The following is a 15,934-nucleotide window of genomic DNA, read 5'->3' on the forward strand; positions in this document are numbered from 1 at the left end:
GCCTTGAACAGAGAAAGTGGAAGTGGGTTACACCAGGTTTTCCTTGAGGCGTCGCGCGACTACCGGCGGCGGCATGGTGGGCCTGCCGAGGTTTTCCATGGCACCGCAGTTGACTGGCACATGGATCAGGTGCGGCCCTTCATGGCCTTGCTTCAGGGCTGCCTGAAGCTCACCGATCGAATGGCATCGGGTCGCACCGCGATAACCGCACGCCATGGCGATGGCACAGAAGTCGACGTTGAAAGCGGCACTTTTCTGGCCGCCAGTGGAGTCGTACGTCTGGTTATCGATCACGATGTGGGTGAAGTTGCGACGCCCGCTGATGCCAATGCTGGTCAGGTTGCCCAGGTGCATGATCGCGGCCCCGTCGCCGTCAAGCACATAGACGGGTTGATCGGTTGCCAACGAAAGACCGTGGGCGATGGCACTGGCATACCCCATCGAACCCACGCAATAGAAGTTGCGCGACCGGTCATCAAGGGTGAACAGCTCACGACCGGTCTTGCCCGTGGTGGCGACCAGAACGGCATCAGCCGGGGTGTTGGCGACAATGGCACTCAGCGCCTCGGCACGGCTGGGCAGCCGCTCGGACGCCCCTGGCAGGTCACGGTCCGAGGGTGCGCGGCAGGCAGTGAACGTGCCACCTTCAATCACCAGCGCACGGGTTTTTTCAGTGGTTGCGATTGCCTGTAGCGTAGAGCGTAACAACGCCAGCGCCTCCTGTGGCTCTTTGGGCAATACCTGCCAGGGAATGCCCAGCAACGTCAGCAGATCCGGGGTGATCTGCCCCATCAGCGCGTGCTGTGGTTCGTCCTTCTCGCCCGGTGTCCCGCGCCAGGTGACCAACAGCAGCGTCGGAATCTGGAACGTATCGTTCAGTGAAGTCAGCGGGTTGACCATATTTCCCAAACCGGAGTTCTGGCACATCACCGCTGCCGATTTGCCGCCCAGCCACAGGCCGCTGGCAATCGACAACGCATCGCCTTCACTGGAAGCGATCAGGTAACGGGTATCCTGGCGCGCAATACTTTCGTTGATCAGCGGCGTCAGGAATGAACAGGGAACACCCGTCAGATAACGGATGCCACCCCGGACCAATTCATCGACAAAATCAGATGCGTCAATCATGGTGATCCTTCGTTTAACCGGGGGATGAAGTCAGGCGGTTGCAGGCATCAGATATTTGTCTTCGGCCAACTGTGCTTCTGCTTCGCCGGTCAACATGAAGATCTCTTCGAGGGTGGCAATATCCTTTTCGATGAACGAGACGTTCTCGTTCTTCTGGATTTGCTGGGTAATGCGCTTCATGGCATGGATGGATGCGCGCAAGCTATGGTTGGCCCAGATCACCGTGCTGATGCCCGCCTCCTTGTACAGATTGGTTTCGACACTCGAATATTTGGTCGGAACGATGATGACCGGGCATCGGTCCTTCCACAGCGCCTTGAATTCGAGCACTTCGCTGGCGTCCTTGCGCTTGGAGTGAATCAGAATCGCGTCGGCACCGGCCCCGTGGTACTTGTGCGCACGCTCCAGGGCTTCATCCATGCCCAACCCGCTGATCAATGCCTCGACACGGGCGACGACCATGAAGTCATCGTCCAGTTGGCTGTCTTTGGCGGCGCGCAACTTGCCGCAGAATTCGTCGGCATTGGCCAGATCGTTGCCACCGGAGATGAACGAGTTGACCTTGGGAAAGAGTTTGTCTTCCAGGCAGACACCGGCAATACCTCGCTGGCAGAGCTTTTTAGTCAGACGACGCACATTGTTGAAGTTGCCAAAACCGGTGTCGCCGTCAACCAGGATCGGCACCGTGGTGTGGTCGCTCATGAACTCGACGATGTCGAGGATCTGAGTCCAGGAGGCTTCGTTGCGATCACATAATCCCAGGGAGGCGGAGATCGACAGACCCGATGCCCAGAGTCCCTTGAAGCCGCTCTCCTGCGCAATCCTGGCGCTCAGAGCATTGTGCGCTTCCATCAGAAAGCTGGTGTTCTTGTCCTGAATCAATGACTTCAACGTTGTTGTTTTTTTCATTGTCGTATTCCTTTAGAGGGTCATTCCATGAAGGACAGCGTTGTTGCACAGGCCTGCTCCACAGCCCGCAAGGTGCTGGCGGCGAACGTTGCGCGAGTGCCGCCAGTGATGAGCATGACGCGCTTACTCGCCGATCTTCCTGATCACGTAATAAGTGAACTGGCCGATCTGTTGGCGAAGCTGATCGCGCTTGGCAATGTAATCTTCAGCACTTCCCTCACGGATCATCTGTTCGATCCGGCCCAATACTTCGTCAAGTTCCTGTTCGCTCAGCAAGGCAAAGTGCGAGTCGCCCTGGCGAAACTCGAGTGAGGTCAAGGCATTGGGATCGAAGTACCCCGACTGTTGAATGATGCTGTCGATATTGACCACACGATCGGTAATCTCGAAGCCAATCGTGCGCAGAAAAGCTTGCAGCGGTTCATATTCGATAAAACGCGGTTTCATCCGCTCGACCGCTTTTTCGATCAACTTCCCCCACCACACCCCATTCTCCAACTGCTGATGGGTGATGGTGTTGATCAGAATGACACCCCCCTCTTTAAGTGACTTTGTCGCTTCGCCCAGAAAATGTTTCACTGCCTTGAAATCGTCAGCAGGGTCCAGATGATGCAATGACTGATTGCACATGACCGCGTCATATACCTGACCTTCACTGACATACAGCGACAAGTCGCACTGTTTCCAGACGGCATTAGCAAAACCATGACTTTCAATCTTTTGCTTGCACTGAGCCAACATGCCTTCGCTGTAATCGGCACAAACAACACTCATGCCGGCACGCGCCAGCTCCAGCGCATAGTTACCGGTGCCGCACCCGGCATCCAGCACGGTCATGAGAGGGGCGGGTTTGTTTAGCCGAGCCAAATAACCCAACACGATCTCGACACCCACGGCAGTTCGCGTCTTGTCATAATTAATAGACGTCGTATTATAGTGCTCGTATTTACTCACAAGACATTCTCGACTTATTTCAAGGTAAGTTGACGCCTGCCGCTGATCAACCGATAGAAGTTTCAGGCAGAGGCGATAAGGGAAAACAGCTCTTTTGCTTTAAAACCCATTCGGGTTTTTATTTTATGGTTGGTTCGGCCAATTTCGATGGTGTCCAGGCCTTCCTGCTTGGCGTAACGGAAGGCTTCGAGCATGCACACGCTGTAAGGGCTGAAGTCGGTCTTGTCGTAAGACATGCCGGCGGCCCATATATGCAGGGTTTTGTCGTGAAGAAAACACACCATGACCCCCAGCACCTGATCATGTTCCTGCACGCTGATGAGGCGAATCAAGCCTGCGCAGCTTTCCACGAACGGCTTGAACGCCGCAGGCGGGTAATAATCCGGGGTGCCGTGCCGTGCGCTGGTGACACAAACCAGTTCGGCGATCTGCGCCAGATTCGATACCGGCAGCGACTGCACCGAGGCCTGATGATGACTGGCCTGGAGTTTTCTTTGTTGGCGATTCATTTCCCGACGCCCGTCGGCGGGCAGCCCGGCTATATAGTCCTCGACCGTATCGACACAGGCAATGTCCATGAAGTAACGGTCCCACATGAAGCTGGCCTGATAGCCCTCGAAAACACCCGCCGATACCAACTGATCGTTAGCGATATTGATAAGGCCTACGTACTTGGCACCCAGGCGCATGCCCAACACTTTGATCGATTTGAATATTTCACCGCGGACACTATCGGCCTGGTCCGTCAAAGCGATAATCTCGCTTTCATAGCCATGCATGATATGACCCAGGCAAACGAGACTGTCATTGAAGTTCAGGCCGGTGGCACGCGACAAGGAACCAAAGGGATCTGGGGAGCGCTGGGAATAGACGACGGTAAAACCCACCAGGACAGCGTGCTGATAGGCGAGAATATAATAAGCATCGAGAATGGGCAGCAGCGGGTAATAATGAGCCGCCCGGAGAAAACGAACATCGTAGAAGAAAGAAGCACCGGCTGCGGTATTCAGCGCAGTGATATCACCCAATGGCAGTTGTTCGAAGTCATTAATTATTTTTATTAGCGTACTCATGATCGACCGATATCCATGTCCCGAGTTCATCCGTGGGCCAAACCTAACGCACGAAATCGAGCCCGTCAAGAAACATGAAATATAAATTCTATAAAAAACTGCACCGATTAAAGACAGTTTTAGAGTTGTCTTTTACCCGTCACACACAACTTTGAACGATAGTACCAAACTCTGAAAACCCACTTGCCTATACAGGTAAGTCATACAGCCAACCTGCGGAAACTGCCATCCGAATTAATTTGAAATATATTTCGTAAAAACTTGCGCCCCCAAAATACTCAGCTATACATTGCTTGCGGCCGCACGGACCACGCGGCCAAAATCGCCAACAAGAGCGTTTTATCAGAGGGATCTGAACATGATGGATGTCACCTGCAGGCACGATCCAAGCATCAGCAGTCTGCCAACGACCTCGTCTTCAGCCCCATCCGCCCCGAGCGGCGCGTCCCTCCTTCAGTCGACAACCTCGCTTCTCGCGATACTCAGCCCGTAGCGGCTCCAGCGCCGTGGCTCCTCACCCGCAAACCGACGACGGTTCCACCATTCAGCCACCTGAATGACCGCTCACCCGAGCACAGATTGCCCGTGCCTTGCATTTGTATCCATTCACAACCCAGAGGTTCAAGAACAAGTAAGGGAATGGTCAATGATTGTCAGAAAACTCGACGATGTCACGAACACCGACAGCCACAAGAAAGCCGAGACCTGGGACAGCGTGCGCATGCTGCTGGCCAGGGATGGCATGGGTTTCGGCTTCCATATCACGACGATGTACGCCGGCACCGAAACGAAAATGCAGTACCTCAATCACCTGGAGTGCGTTTATTGCATTTCTGGCGAAGCCGAGATTGAAGAGGTTGAAACCGGGACCCGGCACACCATCAAGGCAGGGTCGATGTACGCCCTCAATGACCATGACAGCCATGTCGTGCGTTGCAAGACCGACTTCGTTATTGCCTGCGTCTTCTCGCCGGGGCTGATCGGTAACGAAACCCATGATGCCTCGGGTGCGTACCCGGCTTCGGCGTAAGTCGCCTGCCTTGAAAAGGATTTTCTCATGTTGATCGGTGCCATTAGCGACTACCTGAAATCATGGCGTACGGGAGTCAACTACGCCTACCTGAACTTCAAGGATCATCCGCGCGGCTGCGAGATGCTCGAACACCTCATCGCGAACGGTTACCCGCCGTCCCTGGTCATTGAAGAGTTGTGCGATGCGGGAATCGCCGGCACGCAGGAGCAGAATGACGTCCTGCACCTGTTACCCGACTACCGTGCGGGCGAGACCGCGCAACAGCTGTGTCTTCGCGACAACATCCCCTACCGGATCGTCAGCAACCTTAACGATGAAGACTGCCTGGAGCTGATACGGACCAGCGGCATCGACCTGATCATCCTGGGTGACACGCGCATCATCAAATCACACCTGATCGACGCCTCGGGGATGGGCATCATCAATGTTCATCCCGGCATCCTGCCCGAGGTGCGCGGTAATAACCCGTACGCCTGGGCGGTGCTCGAAGGTGCACAACAAGGCGTCACGGTGCATTTTATCGACAAGGGTGTCGACACCGGTCCCATCCTCAAGAAAGTGCTGCTGGGCACCGTCCCGAAAAACTACGCGTCACTGGTCAAAGGCCTGAACACCCTGTGCGCCCATGCGCTGGTCAGCGTGCTGGACAACCTGAGTCAGGGCCTCATCAGTGTAAGCGTGCAACCTGAAAGCGCCCCACCCACCCGCAAAGAAGCCTCTAAAGACATCAAAAAACAAGCCAACCAGATTCTGGAAAAGGGCCGCACAGGCGCGCCTGTCAGGGAGCAAGAATGTTGAATCTCTTCGAAGAAAACGAATCCGAAGTCAGAACCTACTGCCGCAGCTTCCCGGCCATTTTCAAGAAAGCCGCAGGCTCGTTCATCTTCGACACACAAGGCCACCGCTACATTGATCTCCTGAGCGCAGCCGGTTCGTTGAACTACGGACACAATGACCCCGACATCATCAAGGCCGTTATCGACCACCTCGCTGACGGGCACATCGTTCAATCGCTGGACCTTCACACCGACGCCAAGCAAACGTTCATCAGGGCCTTTATCGAGCACATCCTCAAGCCCAGGCAGATGCACTACAAGCTGCTGTTCCCAGGCCCTACCGGCACCAACGCGGTGGAAGCGGCGTTTAAGCTGGCGAGGAAATCCACTGGCAGGAAAAACATCATCAGCTTCAGCGGTGCGTTCCATGGCATGAGCCTGGGGGCGCTCGCGGCAACGACCAACAAAAAGAAAAGGGCCGGCGCCGGGGTGACCCTGACTGACGTCACCATCCTGCCTTATGACAATGCATTCGGTGATCACATCGACACCGCCACCCTCGTCGAGCAGATGGTCCTGGACCCGAAGTTCGGCATTGACGCCCCCGCCGCCTTCATCGTGGAGGTCATACAGGGCGAAGGCGGGTTGACTGCCGCCAGTTCCGCCTGGCTCAAACGCATCGAAAAGTTGTGCCGACAGGTGGGCGCTCTGCTGATTGTCGATGACATTCAATGCGGCTGCGGACGGTCAGGGACATTCTTCAGCTTCGAAAACAGCGGCATCACCCCGGACATCGTGCTTTTGTCCAAATCCCTCAGCGGGTTTGGCACGCCACTGTCGCTGGTGCTGGTCAATCCGGCAAACGATGTACTCGATCCTGGCGAACACAATGGCACGTTCCGTGGCAATAACCTGGGCTTCGTCGGCGCCACCGCTGCCATTGAAAAGTTCTGGAAAAACAATGAACTGGAGCAAGCGGTCGAGGAAAAGGAGCGCTATATCCTTAACCGGGTCAACCGCCTGATCAATGCCCACGGGATACAGAACCTGCAGTACGTCGGCCGCGGCCTGCTGAGCGGTATCCGTTTTACCGACCCGCAAATTCCGGGCGGACTGTCAGACCGACTGTATGAAAAAGGCTTCATTGTTGAAACCTGTGGTCCTGCGGATGAGGTGCTCAAATTCCTGCCCGCCCTGGTGATCGACACCTCGTTACTGGCGAGCCTGTTCGACGCCATCGAACACGATCTGGAACAGCTGTTCGACGTCAACCATCAGGGTGCGCGAGCCCAAGAAGGAGCTTTGTCATGAGCGACAACACCTCGATCCTGTTCAACAGTCGTACGGCGATGTTCGACAACGTCAGGAAGAACTTCCTGGAGGCCGAATCCCTGCCTCCGGCCTGCTACAAGGACAAGGACTTCTTCAACGCCGAGGTCGACAACATCTTCCTCAAGTCCTGGCTGTTTATCGGCCGTGCGGAAAAACTGCCGACGCCGCTGGCCTACTTTGTCGTCGATATCCTCAACGAATCCGTACTGGTGACGCGCAACGAAGAAGGGAAAATCCAGGCCTTTCAAAACTTCTGCCGTCATCGCGGCGCGCGGCTGCTCGATGGCCACGGCGTGGCGAAACAGATCCGCTGCCCCTATCACAACTGGGGCTACTCGCATAACGGCGATCTGGTCGGCGCGCCGGACATGAAACGCACCGAGCATTTCTCCAAGGCCGAAAACGGGCTGTTGAAAATCCGCCTGGAAAGCTGGGCCGGCTTTCTGTTCATCAACTTCGACACTGACGCCGTCCCGCTGCTGGACTACCTCGGCGATCTGCCCCAGACGCTGGAAAAGTACGACCTGGCCAACATGCACTGCATCAAGGAAATCGATCACAGTGTGGCGTGCAACTGGAAGCTCTACACCGAGGTGGACATGGAGGACTATCACGCCCCCACGGTTCATCCGCTGTCCATCGGCCAGCAAGTGTTCCCCAGACAACCGTCCAACGGCGAGTACGAAACGACCTTCTACGAGTGCCCCAAAACAGTGTCCGTGATGTCCACCGATCACGGCCCGGTTTTTCCGCACATAGAAGGCCTGAGTGGAAAAGCCGCGACCGGCACCTACTTCACGATGATCTACCCGGGCTTCTTCCTGGTGACGACCCTCGACTCCTGCTGGTGGATCAACAAGATCCCGGTGGACGAGACGCACACGGCCGTCGGTGTCGGCTACTGTTTCCCCAAGACCACAGTGGCGCGTGACGACTTCGAAGCGATCTCCAGCCGTTACATCGAGCGCTGGGATATGGTGATCGATGAAGACAACAAAATCTGCGAACGCCACCAGCGCGGCATCAATTCACGCTGGAGCCTGCCCGGCAGGCTGTCGTTTCACGAGGAAGTGGTCAACGTGATGAACAACTGGGTTCTGGATCGCGTATTACCACAGGAGAGTGCAACAGATGTCCACTCATAGCCCCACCAGGCCAACCTATCAACTGATCCTCATCGGCTTGCTGAGTTCGGCGTTCTTCAGTGCCACTTTCATCATGAATTACGTCATGCACCTGCAAGGCGGGCATTGGGCCTGGTCGGCGGCACTGCGTTTTGTATTCATGTTGATGCTGCTGTTTCCTTTTCTGCTGCTGGCAAAGGGCACGGCGTTCATGGCGCAACTGTTCCAGGTGTTTTTCAGGAACCTGGTGTTCTGGCTGATCGCGGGGACCATCGGTTTCGGCGTGTTCTATGCCGGGATTTGTTACGCAGCCGACTACTCCCGTGGCTGGTTGGTGGCCGCCACCTGGCAATCCACCGTACTGGCCAGTCCATTGGTGCTGGTGTTGTTCGGCATGAAAATGCCGACGCGGGGGATCCTGCTCTCGGTCTTCATCGTGCTGGGCGTGGTGCTGGTGAACTACGCCCAGTTCAAACAGGGAGTCGCGACCAACGACCTGCTGTACGGCGTGATCCCGGTATTGATCTCGGCATTTGCCTACCCGATCGGCAACCAATTGTTGAATGGCGCCAAGACCGGGTCACTCAAGGCTGTGAAGAAGATCGACTCGACAGTCCTGACGTCATCGGCGGCCTGTGTCCTGCTGATGAGCCTGGGCTCCGTGCCGTTCTGGATCTTGCTGGTGCTGTTCGTTCAACCGCCCCCACCGTCCGCTGGCCAGGTCTACGGCAGCTTGTCCGTCGCCCTGTTCTCCGGCGTGTGCGCCACCAGCCTGTTTTACTGGGCGCGTAACAGCACCACCTCGGCGATGCAGATCGCGGCGGTCGATGCGACCCTCGCCGGAGAGGTGATCGTGACCCTGGTGGCGGAAATGTTGTTCCTCGACCAACCCGCGCCGGATGCGTTGTCCATCGTGGGCCTGGTCATTATCACCCTGGGGCTGATCGGCTATTGCTATCGCAGCGCGGCCAGCGTCCCGGAAAAACCGTTGGTGGCGATAAAGGGCGACGCGGTATAAATCTCCCGGCCGCACAAGCCTGCGATCTTGCCCTGGCAAAGATCGCAGGCTGCACCCGCCCTTATCGGGTGCTGGTGACAGCAGCCGGCTGACGTTGTTTGTGTGCCGCAACGCCCTGCTCGGCGCCATCAGGCAACACCAGGCCAAACCGCACCCCCATCTCCTTGCGCCCCACCCCAGTCAACGCCAACGCCCGACTGTCCAGGTCCTGACTCACCCACTTGCGCCTGATCGCGACTTGCAACAGGGCCGCCCCCAGCGATCCGCCCAGATGCGGCCGACGCATGCTCCAGTCCAGGCACGGACAGGCGAAGCGGCGACGCAACGTACTCAAATCCTTGACCTCGATACCCAGTCCTTCGAACAGCGCCTCGCCACTGTCGCTCAGCCGATAAGCCTGTTCATCCGTCTCCAGCAACCATCCCGCTTCCAGCAGCCGGTCATGCAGTAGCACCGCCAGCGTACCGGCCATGTGGTCGTAACAGGTGCGGGCGAATTGCAGACGATCCGGGGTGCGCGGGTTGAAGGCCGGCGCGTTGTTCTGGCCGATCACCATCAGCGCTTCCAGCGCCTGGGCCACGCGTTTATCGGCGAGGCTGTAATAACGATGGCGACCCTGAACGTGCAGGCGCACCAACGCCAGGTCCTTGAGCTTGGCCAGGTGCGCGCTGGCGGTGGAGGCGCTGACTTCGGCAATCGTCGCCAGCTCGGTGCTGGTGCGGGCGTGGCCGTCCATCAGGGAACAGAGGATCTTCGTCCGGGCCGGTTCGGCAATGGCCGCGGCCACCTGCGAGACACCGATGTCGTGCTGTTCAACGTTCATATTTCGCTCCCGGACGAATCATGGGTCTGTGGGATTGGTGATAGTAGCAACACTTTCCCCACACCGAACAAGGCTGCGACCCATGGATCCGATCATCGCCGCGACTCATGCCAATCCTTATCCCTATTACGCACAGCTGCGTGCCGAGGGCGGCCTGGTGTTTCATCAAGGACTGAAGCTGTGGCTGGCCAGCAGCGCGCGCGCCGTGGCGGCGGTGCTGACGCATCCGGGCTGCCACGTTCGGCCGGCGCATGAGCCAGTGCCCAAGGCCATTGCCGACGGCATCGCGGGCCAGGTGTTCGGGCGGTTGATGCGGATGAACGAAGGTGAAAAACAGCGTTGCCCAAGGGCGGCGATTGAGCCGGGGTTGGGACTGATTGACGAGAACGAAGTGCGCTCGCTGGTCGCCGCACGCTTGATCGCACCGGGCGCTGACGGGCTCTACAAGGCGATGTTCCGTGGTCCGGTCTGCGTGGTCGCGGCACTGCTGGGATTTTCGCCGGCTCAGGGCCGGGCAATCAGTGATTTGACGGCGGACTTCGTGGCTTGCCTGTCGCCGCTCAGCGATCAGGTGCAATTGCAGGCAGCCCATGCGGCAGCCGAGCAGTTGCGCGGCTATTTCATCGGATTGCTGGCGGACCCGAGCGTCCACAGCCCGTTGCTGCTGGGCATCAAACAACGCTTTGCGACAACGTCTTCTGATCACGAAATGCTGATCGCCAACCTGATCGGACTGTGCTCCCAGACCTTTGAGGCCACCGCCGGGTTGATCGGCAACGGCTTGGTTGCATGGATCCAGCAGCCGTCGTTGCAGGGTGATATGGACGACTGGATCGCTGAAACCCAGCGCTTCGATCCGCCGGTGCAAAACACCCGCCGCTTCGTGGCCGCACCCTGTGACATCGACGGTGTGAGCCTGAACCCCGGCGATGTGGTCCTGGTGCTGCTGGCCTCGGCCAATCGCGATCCGCAGCTCAACGATGACCCCGACACGTTCCTCCTCGAGCGCCCCAATCGACGCAGCTTCACCTTCGGCCATGGCCGCCACCACTGCCCGGGGCAGTCTCTGGCACTGACCCTCGCCAGCGCCACCCTGAAACAGATTCAGGCCATCAATCCATCACTGGACCGCCTGAACTGGCACTACCGCCCTTCCCTCAATGGCCGCATTCCCCTGTTTAGCGAGGTGCAATCATGATCGCCGTGATATTTGAAGCCCTGCCCCATCCCGAACATCGCCAGCGTTATCTGGACATCGCTGCGGCGCTGAAACCGCTGCTCAGCGAGATCGACGGGTTTATCTCCATCGAACGCTTCCAGAGCCTGGCCGACCCGGACAAATTGCTCTCGCTGTCGTTCTGGCGTGACGAGCAAGCCGTCGCCCAATGGCGCACGCTGGAACGCCATCGCATGGCCCAGGCGGCGGGACGGGCGCAGGTGTTTGCCGATTATCGATTGCGGGTGGCTGAAGTGGTGCGTGACTACAGCCTGGAAAACCGCGCCGAGGCGCCGGCGGACAGTCGCATGGCGCATCGGGCGTGACGGCGCCTCATGCCGTGCGACCTGTCAGATAGACCGCGAAGGCGGCCCGACAAACACCACATGATTTCCAGCCAGCACAGGTAGCAGCATCGCTTGCGGCGAAATGCCGCAGCCCCTATTGACGCGTTGTACGGATGACCATTGTTTGTCACCCTTGGCGCCGACGAAGGATGAACGTCTCAGGAGCACCGCAGGCGCCAGCCAGCCGGGAACCTGGATTGAAGTGCTACCAGGCAATACCAGTGTTTCGACCTGGCCGTTTTGGCCTGACAACCAGCGACGTCACTTTCGTATCCATGCCCCGACTTTCCCGCTCATTGCGTCAGCTCGCCCTTCGCCTGGCCATGCTTGCAGCGTTGCTGCCGAGTGTGATGCTGTGGTTGCCTGCTGCACATGGGCAGCCAATGGCAATGGGCGAACACTGCAACATGGCCGGCCACGTCCATGCCGCGCCCGGCAGCAACCCCGAACCCGATCAGTTTCACGAATGCCATTGCTTGCTCTGTGTCGTGCATGCAGTGGATATCGGTCTACCGCCCAGCGTCGTGCAGTGGCAACTGTCCGGTCACGCCGAAAGCGTACGAGCGCAGGCGACCTATAAACCTTATGTCAGTGCCGTCTGGCTGGTCTCGGAGCCACGCGGTCCACCTGCCGCTTTCTGATGACTGTTGCGAAGACCGGCCATCCCGATGCTCTCGGGATGCCCGCCTCCCTGCGTTGCAATTCAATCAAGGAATGCCCTCTCCATGGTCATGCCATCGCTGCGCCATACCCGGCGTACCGCCCTGCCGTTCGCCGTTTTGTCTGTCACCGCTTTGTTCCCGCACCTCGCGCTGGCATGCGCCAGTTGCGGCTGCACCCTCAGTTCCGATTGGGACAATCTGGGGATCAGCAATTCGTCCGGTTTGAAACTGGACCTGCGCTACGACTACCTCAATCAAAACCAGTTGCGTAGCGGCACCAACACCATTTCCCCTGCTGCCGCCAGCCAGATTTCCAACAAGGGCGATCCACAGGAAGTGGAGAAATACACCCGCAACGACTACCTGACGATGGGTCTGGATTACAGCTTCAACGCCAGCTGGGGCGTGGATTTGCAGGTGCCTTACATCTTTCGCAGCCACAGCACCCTGGGCACCGCATCGGACGGCACCACGGCGGGCGACGGCGGAGGCCAATACGGCTCCAGTACCTCAAGCCTGGGTGACGTCAAGGTCATCGGCCGTTATCAGGGCTTTACGCCACAGCACAATGTTGGCGTGCTGTTCGGCTTGAAGCTGCCCACTGGCGCCCATGACGACACCGCCGCTTCAAGCGATCCAACCGCCCCTGGGCCCGTCGCCATTGACCGTGGCCTGCAGCCCGGTTCGGGCACCACCGACGGCATCCTCGGCGTCTATTACATGGACTCGTTGAACAAGAACTGGGACTACTTCAGCCAGGCGATGGTGCAAAAGGCGCTGAATTCGAGCGACCACTATCGTCCCGGCGACGGCATAAACCTGAACGTGGGCTTGCGCTACATGGGCAACGCCTACGTCATGCCGCAAATGCAATTGAATGTGCGGCACGTCGAGCGCGATGAAGGCGCACAGGCCGACACCATCAGTACCGGCGGCACACTGGCCTATCTCAGTCCCGGGGTGACGGTGCCGGTTGGCAAGAAGGTCTCGCTCTACAGCTTCGTGCAGTTGCCGGTGTACCAGAACGTCAACGGCGTACAGCTTGCACCGCGCTACACGGCGACCGTTGGCGCTCGCTACTCGTTCTAGTTGGCAGGCAGTCGGCGGTTCGCCGCCGACTTTCAGCCGACGATGGACGAGCCTGCTCTCCTCTTCCCATTTGAGACAAGCCGAGGAAAACCGGATGTCAGCAAGAACACTACTGTCGCTGTTGGCGCTCTGTTGCAACCTGATCTGCCTGCCCGCCTGGGCGATTGATGTGGGTGAGCAAGCTCCAGACCTGACGGCCAAAACACTGGATGGCCAAGCGTTTGATTTGCATAAACAGCTGGGCCAGGTGGTCATCGTGAATTTCTGGGCGTCGTGGTGCGAACCGTGTCGCGAAGAAATGCCGGCCATGGAAGCCTATTACCAACAGCATAAAAGTGAAGGATTGAAGATCATTGCGATCAGCATGGATGAGCCGGAGGATGATCAGATGGTGCACAAGGTCATGGCTCACTACAGCTACCCGGCAGCGCTCCAGCGAGACGCCGATTTCTCGGGTTTTGGCCGGGTATGGCGGATGCCTATGACCTACGTGATCGACCGCCAAGGCGTGGTTCGCAAGGATGGCAGCGTCGGCGAGCCCAAGATTGACTTGCCGCTACTCGATACGCTGGTGACGCCGCTACTGACCGCGCATTAACCGAGGCTGACCTACGCGGCGCGGTATTCCACCGTCAGGTGAGACAACTCATGAACCGGTGCCAGGCGTTCGCGAATGGCATCGGCACTGACACTGGCCGCCGCCACCACACTGACAATTGCCGCGCGGGCTCCAGGGCCGACCTGCCAGACATGCAGGTCGCTGATGGTCACGTCACCTGGTGATTCGAGCAATTCGCGGATTTCGTCGGCCACATGCTCATCCGTGGAGTCGAGCAGCACGGCAGCGCTGTCGCGCATCAAACCATAGGCCCAATTCGCAATCACGATGGCACCGACAATGCCGATCACCGGGTCCAGCCAGACCCAGCCCAGGAAGCGACCGGCCAGCAACGCGGCAATGGCCAGAATCGAGGTCAGGGCATCGGCCAACACATGGACGTAGGCCGAGCGCAGATTGTTGTCATGATGATGGCCGTGGTCGTGGCTGTGCCCGTGATCATGCCCGTGGTGTCCATGATTGCCGGCCAACAGAAAGGCGCTGACGATGTTCACTGCCAACCCCACCACGGCGATTAACGCCGCCTCGGTGAAGGCCACGGTGGTGGGCTGAAACAGGCGCAGGATCGACTCACCGGCGATACCCAGCGACACCAGTCCCAGCACCATGGCCGAGGCAAAACCAGCCAGATCGCCGACCTTGCCAGTGCCGAAACTGAAGCGCGCATTGTTGGCGTGACGCCGCGCAAATCCATAGGCCGCCGCCGCGATGCCCAGTGCCACGGCATGGGTCGCCATGTGAAAGCCGTCGGCCAGCAACGCCATGGAACCGGTGATGTAACCGGCGGCAATTTCGCCAATCATCATCACGAATGTCAGAACCACAACCCATAAGGTTCGGCGGGCGTTCTCATCGTGGGAGTCGCCAAGGAACATGTGATCGTGGGCAAACGGCGAAGCCTGAGGTGTCGGTGTCATGTTGATCATGCTCTATTTCGAATAACGGCGGATGGCTTGCAGCAATTCTTCAACGCCCTGGGCGCGCTCTTCATCGCTGAGATCGGGGTGAGCCACATGCTCACGGGCGTGGGCATCGATAAATTGATCCAGCAAACCATTGACCGCCCCACGGATCGCCGCCACCAGGTGCAAGGTCTTGGCACAATCGGCGTCGGTCACCAGCGCCTTTTCGACAGCCTGAACCTGACCGGCAATGCGTCGGACGCGTTTGAGCAGATCGTCTTTGTGTTCATGGATGTGCGACATACCTATACCCCCTACCCCTATATGCAACGCATAGTCACTGATATGGCCGGCAGTGGCAAGGCGTTGTTCAGGGCTTCGTCGGATGGACCGCGTTAACGTTCTTCGCGAGCTGACATACAACGCATTATTTGCAGGTTGCGCACGGGGCTAGAGCGTCATGCTGGGTGGGAACCTAGGCGCTGGATAACGTTGATCCACAGCAAAAGGCTGGCTCACAAATCGCTCCAATATCTCCCGGGAACGATCAAATCAACCCAAGCAACAAAGCCAATTTGTAACGCCAGGCAGAGTTTCAGACTCGTCCTACAGCCATGAATTAACCATTGATATAGCGTCCGCATCGGTTTCAAAACGATGAAACAAGGACGCTCATGACTCGCAAAACAGACATACCCCGGGTGCAAAAACCACCCTCAGGCGACGGTCATCACATTACCAGTCGTTACTTGACTGCCACTGAACTGGCAGAACGGGACGACCAAAAGGGACGAATATATGAATGGGATAGCAAAACAGGCGCGATAGAAATGTATGACAAACAAGGTAAGCACTTGGGCGAATTCAATCACGAAACGGGTGAGCAAATAGATCCCGCAAAACCCGGCAGATTCACCGCAAAATAAAGG

Annotated in this window: 18 protein-coding genes; 11 read left to right on the forward strand and 7 right to left on the reverse strand. The window is 57.9% G+C overall.

Annotated elements, in window-relative coordinates; translation table 11 throughout:
• Positions 1-27: 27 nt before the first annotated feature.
• The 4 genes from aepY to POF45_RS03975 form a co-directional block, all read right to left on the reverse strand.
• On the reverse strand, positions 28-1,128 hold the full coding sequence (gene aepY, locus POF45_RS03960; protein ID WP_282315127.1) for a phosphonopyruvate decarboxylase: 1,101 nt from the start codon (positions 1,126-1,128) through the stop codon (positions 28-30).
• A gap of 30 nt (positions 1,129-1,158) precedes the next feature.
• The gene (gene aepX / locus POF45_RS03965; RefSeq protein WP_259494615.1) at positions 1,159-2,037 is read right to left on the reverse strand and encodes a phosphoenolpyruvate mutase; all 879 of its coding nucleotides are present in this window, start codon (positions 2,035-2,037) and stop codon (positions 1,159-1,161) included.
• A 123-nt stretch (positions 2,038-2,160) separates the two neighbouring features.
• The gene (locus tag POF45_RS03970; RefSeq protein ID WP_282315999.1) at positions 2,161-3,057 is read right to left on the reverse strand and encodes a class I SAM-dependent methyltransferase; all 897 of its coding nucleotides are present in this window, start codon (positions 3,055-3,057) and stop codon (positions 2,161-2,163) included.
• Positions 3,054-4,064 (reverse strand): GNAT family N-acetyltransferase, encoded by a 1,011-nt coding sequence (locus POF45_RS03975; RefSeq protein ID WP_259494619.1) that lies wholly within the window; start codon positions 4,062-4,064, stop codon positions 3,054-3,056. The genes POF45_RS03970 and POF45_RS03975 overlap by 4 nt, the downstream gene beginning before the upstream one ends.
• A 646-nt stretch (positions 4,065-4,710) precedes the next feature.
• On the opposite strand from POF45_RS03975, the gene POF45_RS03980 reads away from it, so the two are divergent.
• From POF45_RS03980 to POF45_RS04000, 5 genes are read left to right on the forward strand one after another with little or no spacing between them, the layout of a single operon-like run.
• On the forward strand, positions 4,711-5,094 hold the full coding sequence (locus tag POF45_RS03980; protein WP_259494621.1) for an ectoine synthase: 384 nt from the start codon (positions 4,711-4,713) through the stop codon (positions 5,092-5,094).
• 27 nt (positions 5,095-5,121) lie between these two features.
• Positions 5,122-5,895 (forward strand): formyltransferase family protein, encoded by a 774-nt coding sequence (locus POF45_RS03985; protein ID WP_282315128.1) that lies wholly within the window; start codon positions 5,122-5,124, stop codon positions 5,893-5,895.
• Positions 5,889-7,184, forward strand: coding sequence for a diaminobutyrate--2-oxoglutarate transaminase (gene ectB, locus POF45_RS03990; RefSeq protein WP_282315129.1), 1,296 nt, complete (start codon positions 5,889-5,891; stop codon positions 7,182-7,184). Before POF45_RS03985 ends, ectB begins: the two co-directional genes overlap by 7 nt.
• Positions 7,181-8,350: an aromatic ring-hydroxylating oxygenase subunit alpha gene (locus tag POF45_RS03995; protein ID WP_282315130.1), complete on the forward strand. Its 1,170-nt coding sequence runs from the start codon at positions 7,181-7,183 to the stop codon at positions 8,348-8,350. The genes ectB and POF45_RS03995 overlap by 4 nt, the downstream gene beginning before the upstream one ends.
• Positions 8,337-9,347 (forward strand): multidrug resistance efflux transporter family protein, encoded by a 1,011-nt coding sequence (locus POF45_RS04000; RefSeq protein ID WP_282315131.1) that lies wholly within the window; start codon positions 8,337-8,339, stop codon positions 9,345-9,347. Before POF45_RS03995 ends, POF45_RS04000 begins: the two co-directional genes overlap by 14 nt.
• 61 nt (positions 9,348-9,408) lie before the next feature.
• Here the strand turns inward: POF45_RS04000 and POF45_RS04005 are convergent, their stop codons facing one another.
• The gene (locus POF45_RS04005; RefSeq protein WP_259494627.1) at positions 9,409-10,170 is read right to left on the reverse strand and encodes an ArsR/SmtB family transcription factor; all 762 of its coding nucleotides are present in this window, start codon (positions 10,168-10,170) and stop codon (positions 9,409-9,411) included.
• 82 nt (positions 10,171-10,252) lie between these two features.
• On the opposite strand from POF45_RS04005, the gene POF45_RS04010 reads away from it, so the two are divergent.
• From POF45_RS04010 to POF45_RS04030, 5 genes are all read left to right on the forward strand, one after another.
• Complete coding sequence (locus POF45_RS04010) at positions 10,253-11,368, forward strand: cytochrome P450 (RefSeq protein WP_259494628.1); 1,116 nt, start codon at positions 10,253-10,255, stop codon at positions 11,366-11,368.
• Positions 11,365-11,712 carry an antibiotic biosynthesis monooxygenase family protein gene (locus POF45_RS04015; RefSeq protein WP_282315132.1) on the forward strand — a complete coding sequence of 116 codons (348 nt, stop codon included), beginning with the start codon at positions 11,365-11,367 and terminating at the stop codon, positions 11,710-11,712. Before POF45_RS04010 ends, POF45_RS04015 begins: the two co-directional genes overlap by 4 nt.
• Positions 11,713-12,008: 296 nt before the next feature.
• Entirely contained in the window at positions 12,009-12,374 is a 366-nt protein-coding gene (locus POF45_RS04020; RefSeq protein ID WP_282315133.1) for a DUF2946 family protein, read from the forward strand.
• An 84-nt stretch (positions 12,375-12,458) separates the two neighbouring features.
• Positions 12,459-13,484: a TonB-dependent receptor gene (locus POF45_RS04025; RefSeq protein ID WP_282315135.1), complete on the forward strand. Its 1,026-nt coding sequence runs from the start codon at positions 12,459-12,461 to the stop codon at positions 13,482-13,484.
• A 94-nt stretch (positions 13,485-13,578) separates the two neighbouring features.
• Positions 13,579-14,082: a TlpA disulfide reductase family protein gene (locus POF45_RS04030; RefSeq protein WP_259494635.1), complete on the forward strand. Its 504-nt coding sequence runs from the start codon at positions 13,579-13,581 to the stop codon at positions 14,080-14,082.
• Positions 14,083-14,093: 11 nt separating this feature from the next.
• On the opposite strand, the gene dmeF is transcribed toward POF45_RS04030, so the two are convergent.
• Both dmeF and POF45_RS04040 read right to left on the reverse strand, forming a co-directional pair.
• Complete coding sequence (gene dmeF / locus POF45_RS04035) at positions 14,094-15,020, reverse strand: CDF family Co(II)/Ni(II) efflux transporter DmeF (RefSeq protein WP_282315136.1); 927 nt, start codon at positions 15,018-15,020, stop codon at positions 14,094-14,096.
• A gap of 12 nt (positions 15,021-15,032) precedes the next feature.
• Entirely contained in the window at positions 15,033-15,308 is a 276-nt protein-coding gene (locus POF45_RS04040) for a metal/formaldehyde-sensitive transcriptional repressor (RefSeq protein ID WP_259494638.1), read from the reverse strand.
• Positions 15,309-15,835: 527 nt separating this feature from the next.
• On the opposite strand from POF45_RS04040, the gene POF45_RS04045 reads away from it, so the two are divergent.
• Positions 15,836-15,931, forward strand: coding sequence for a colicin E3/pyocin S6 family cytotoxin (locus POF45_RS04045; RefSeq protein WP_431978602.1), 96 nt, complete (start codon positions 15,836-15,838; stop codon positions 15,929-15,931).
• The last annotated feature ends 3 nt before the right edge of the window (positions 15,932-15,934 follow it).

This window comes from Pseudomonas fungipugnans, assembly GCF_029955235.1.
Taxonomy (GTDB): Bacteria; Pseudomonadota; Gammaproteobacteria; order Pseudomonadales; family Pseudomonadaceae; genus Aquipseudomonas; species Aquipseudomonas fungipugnans.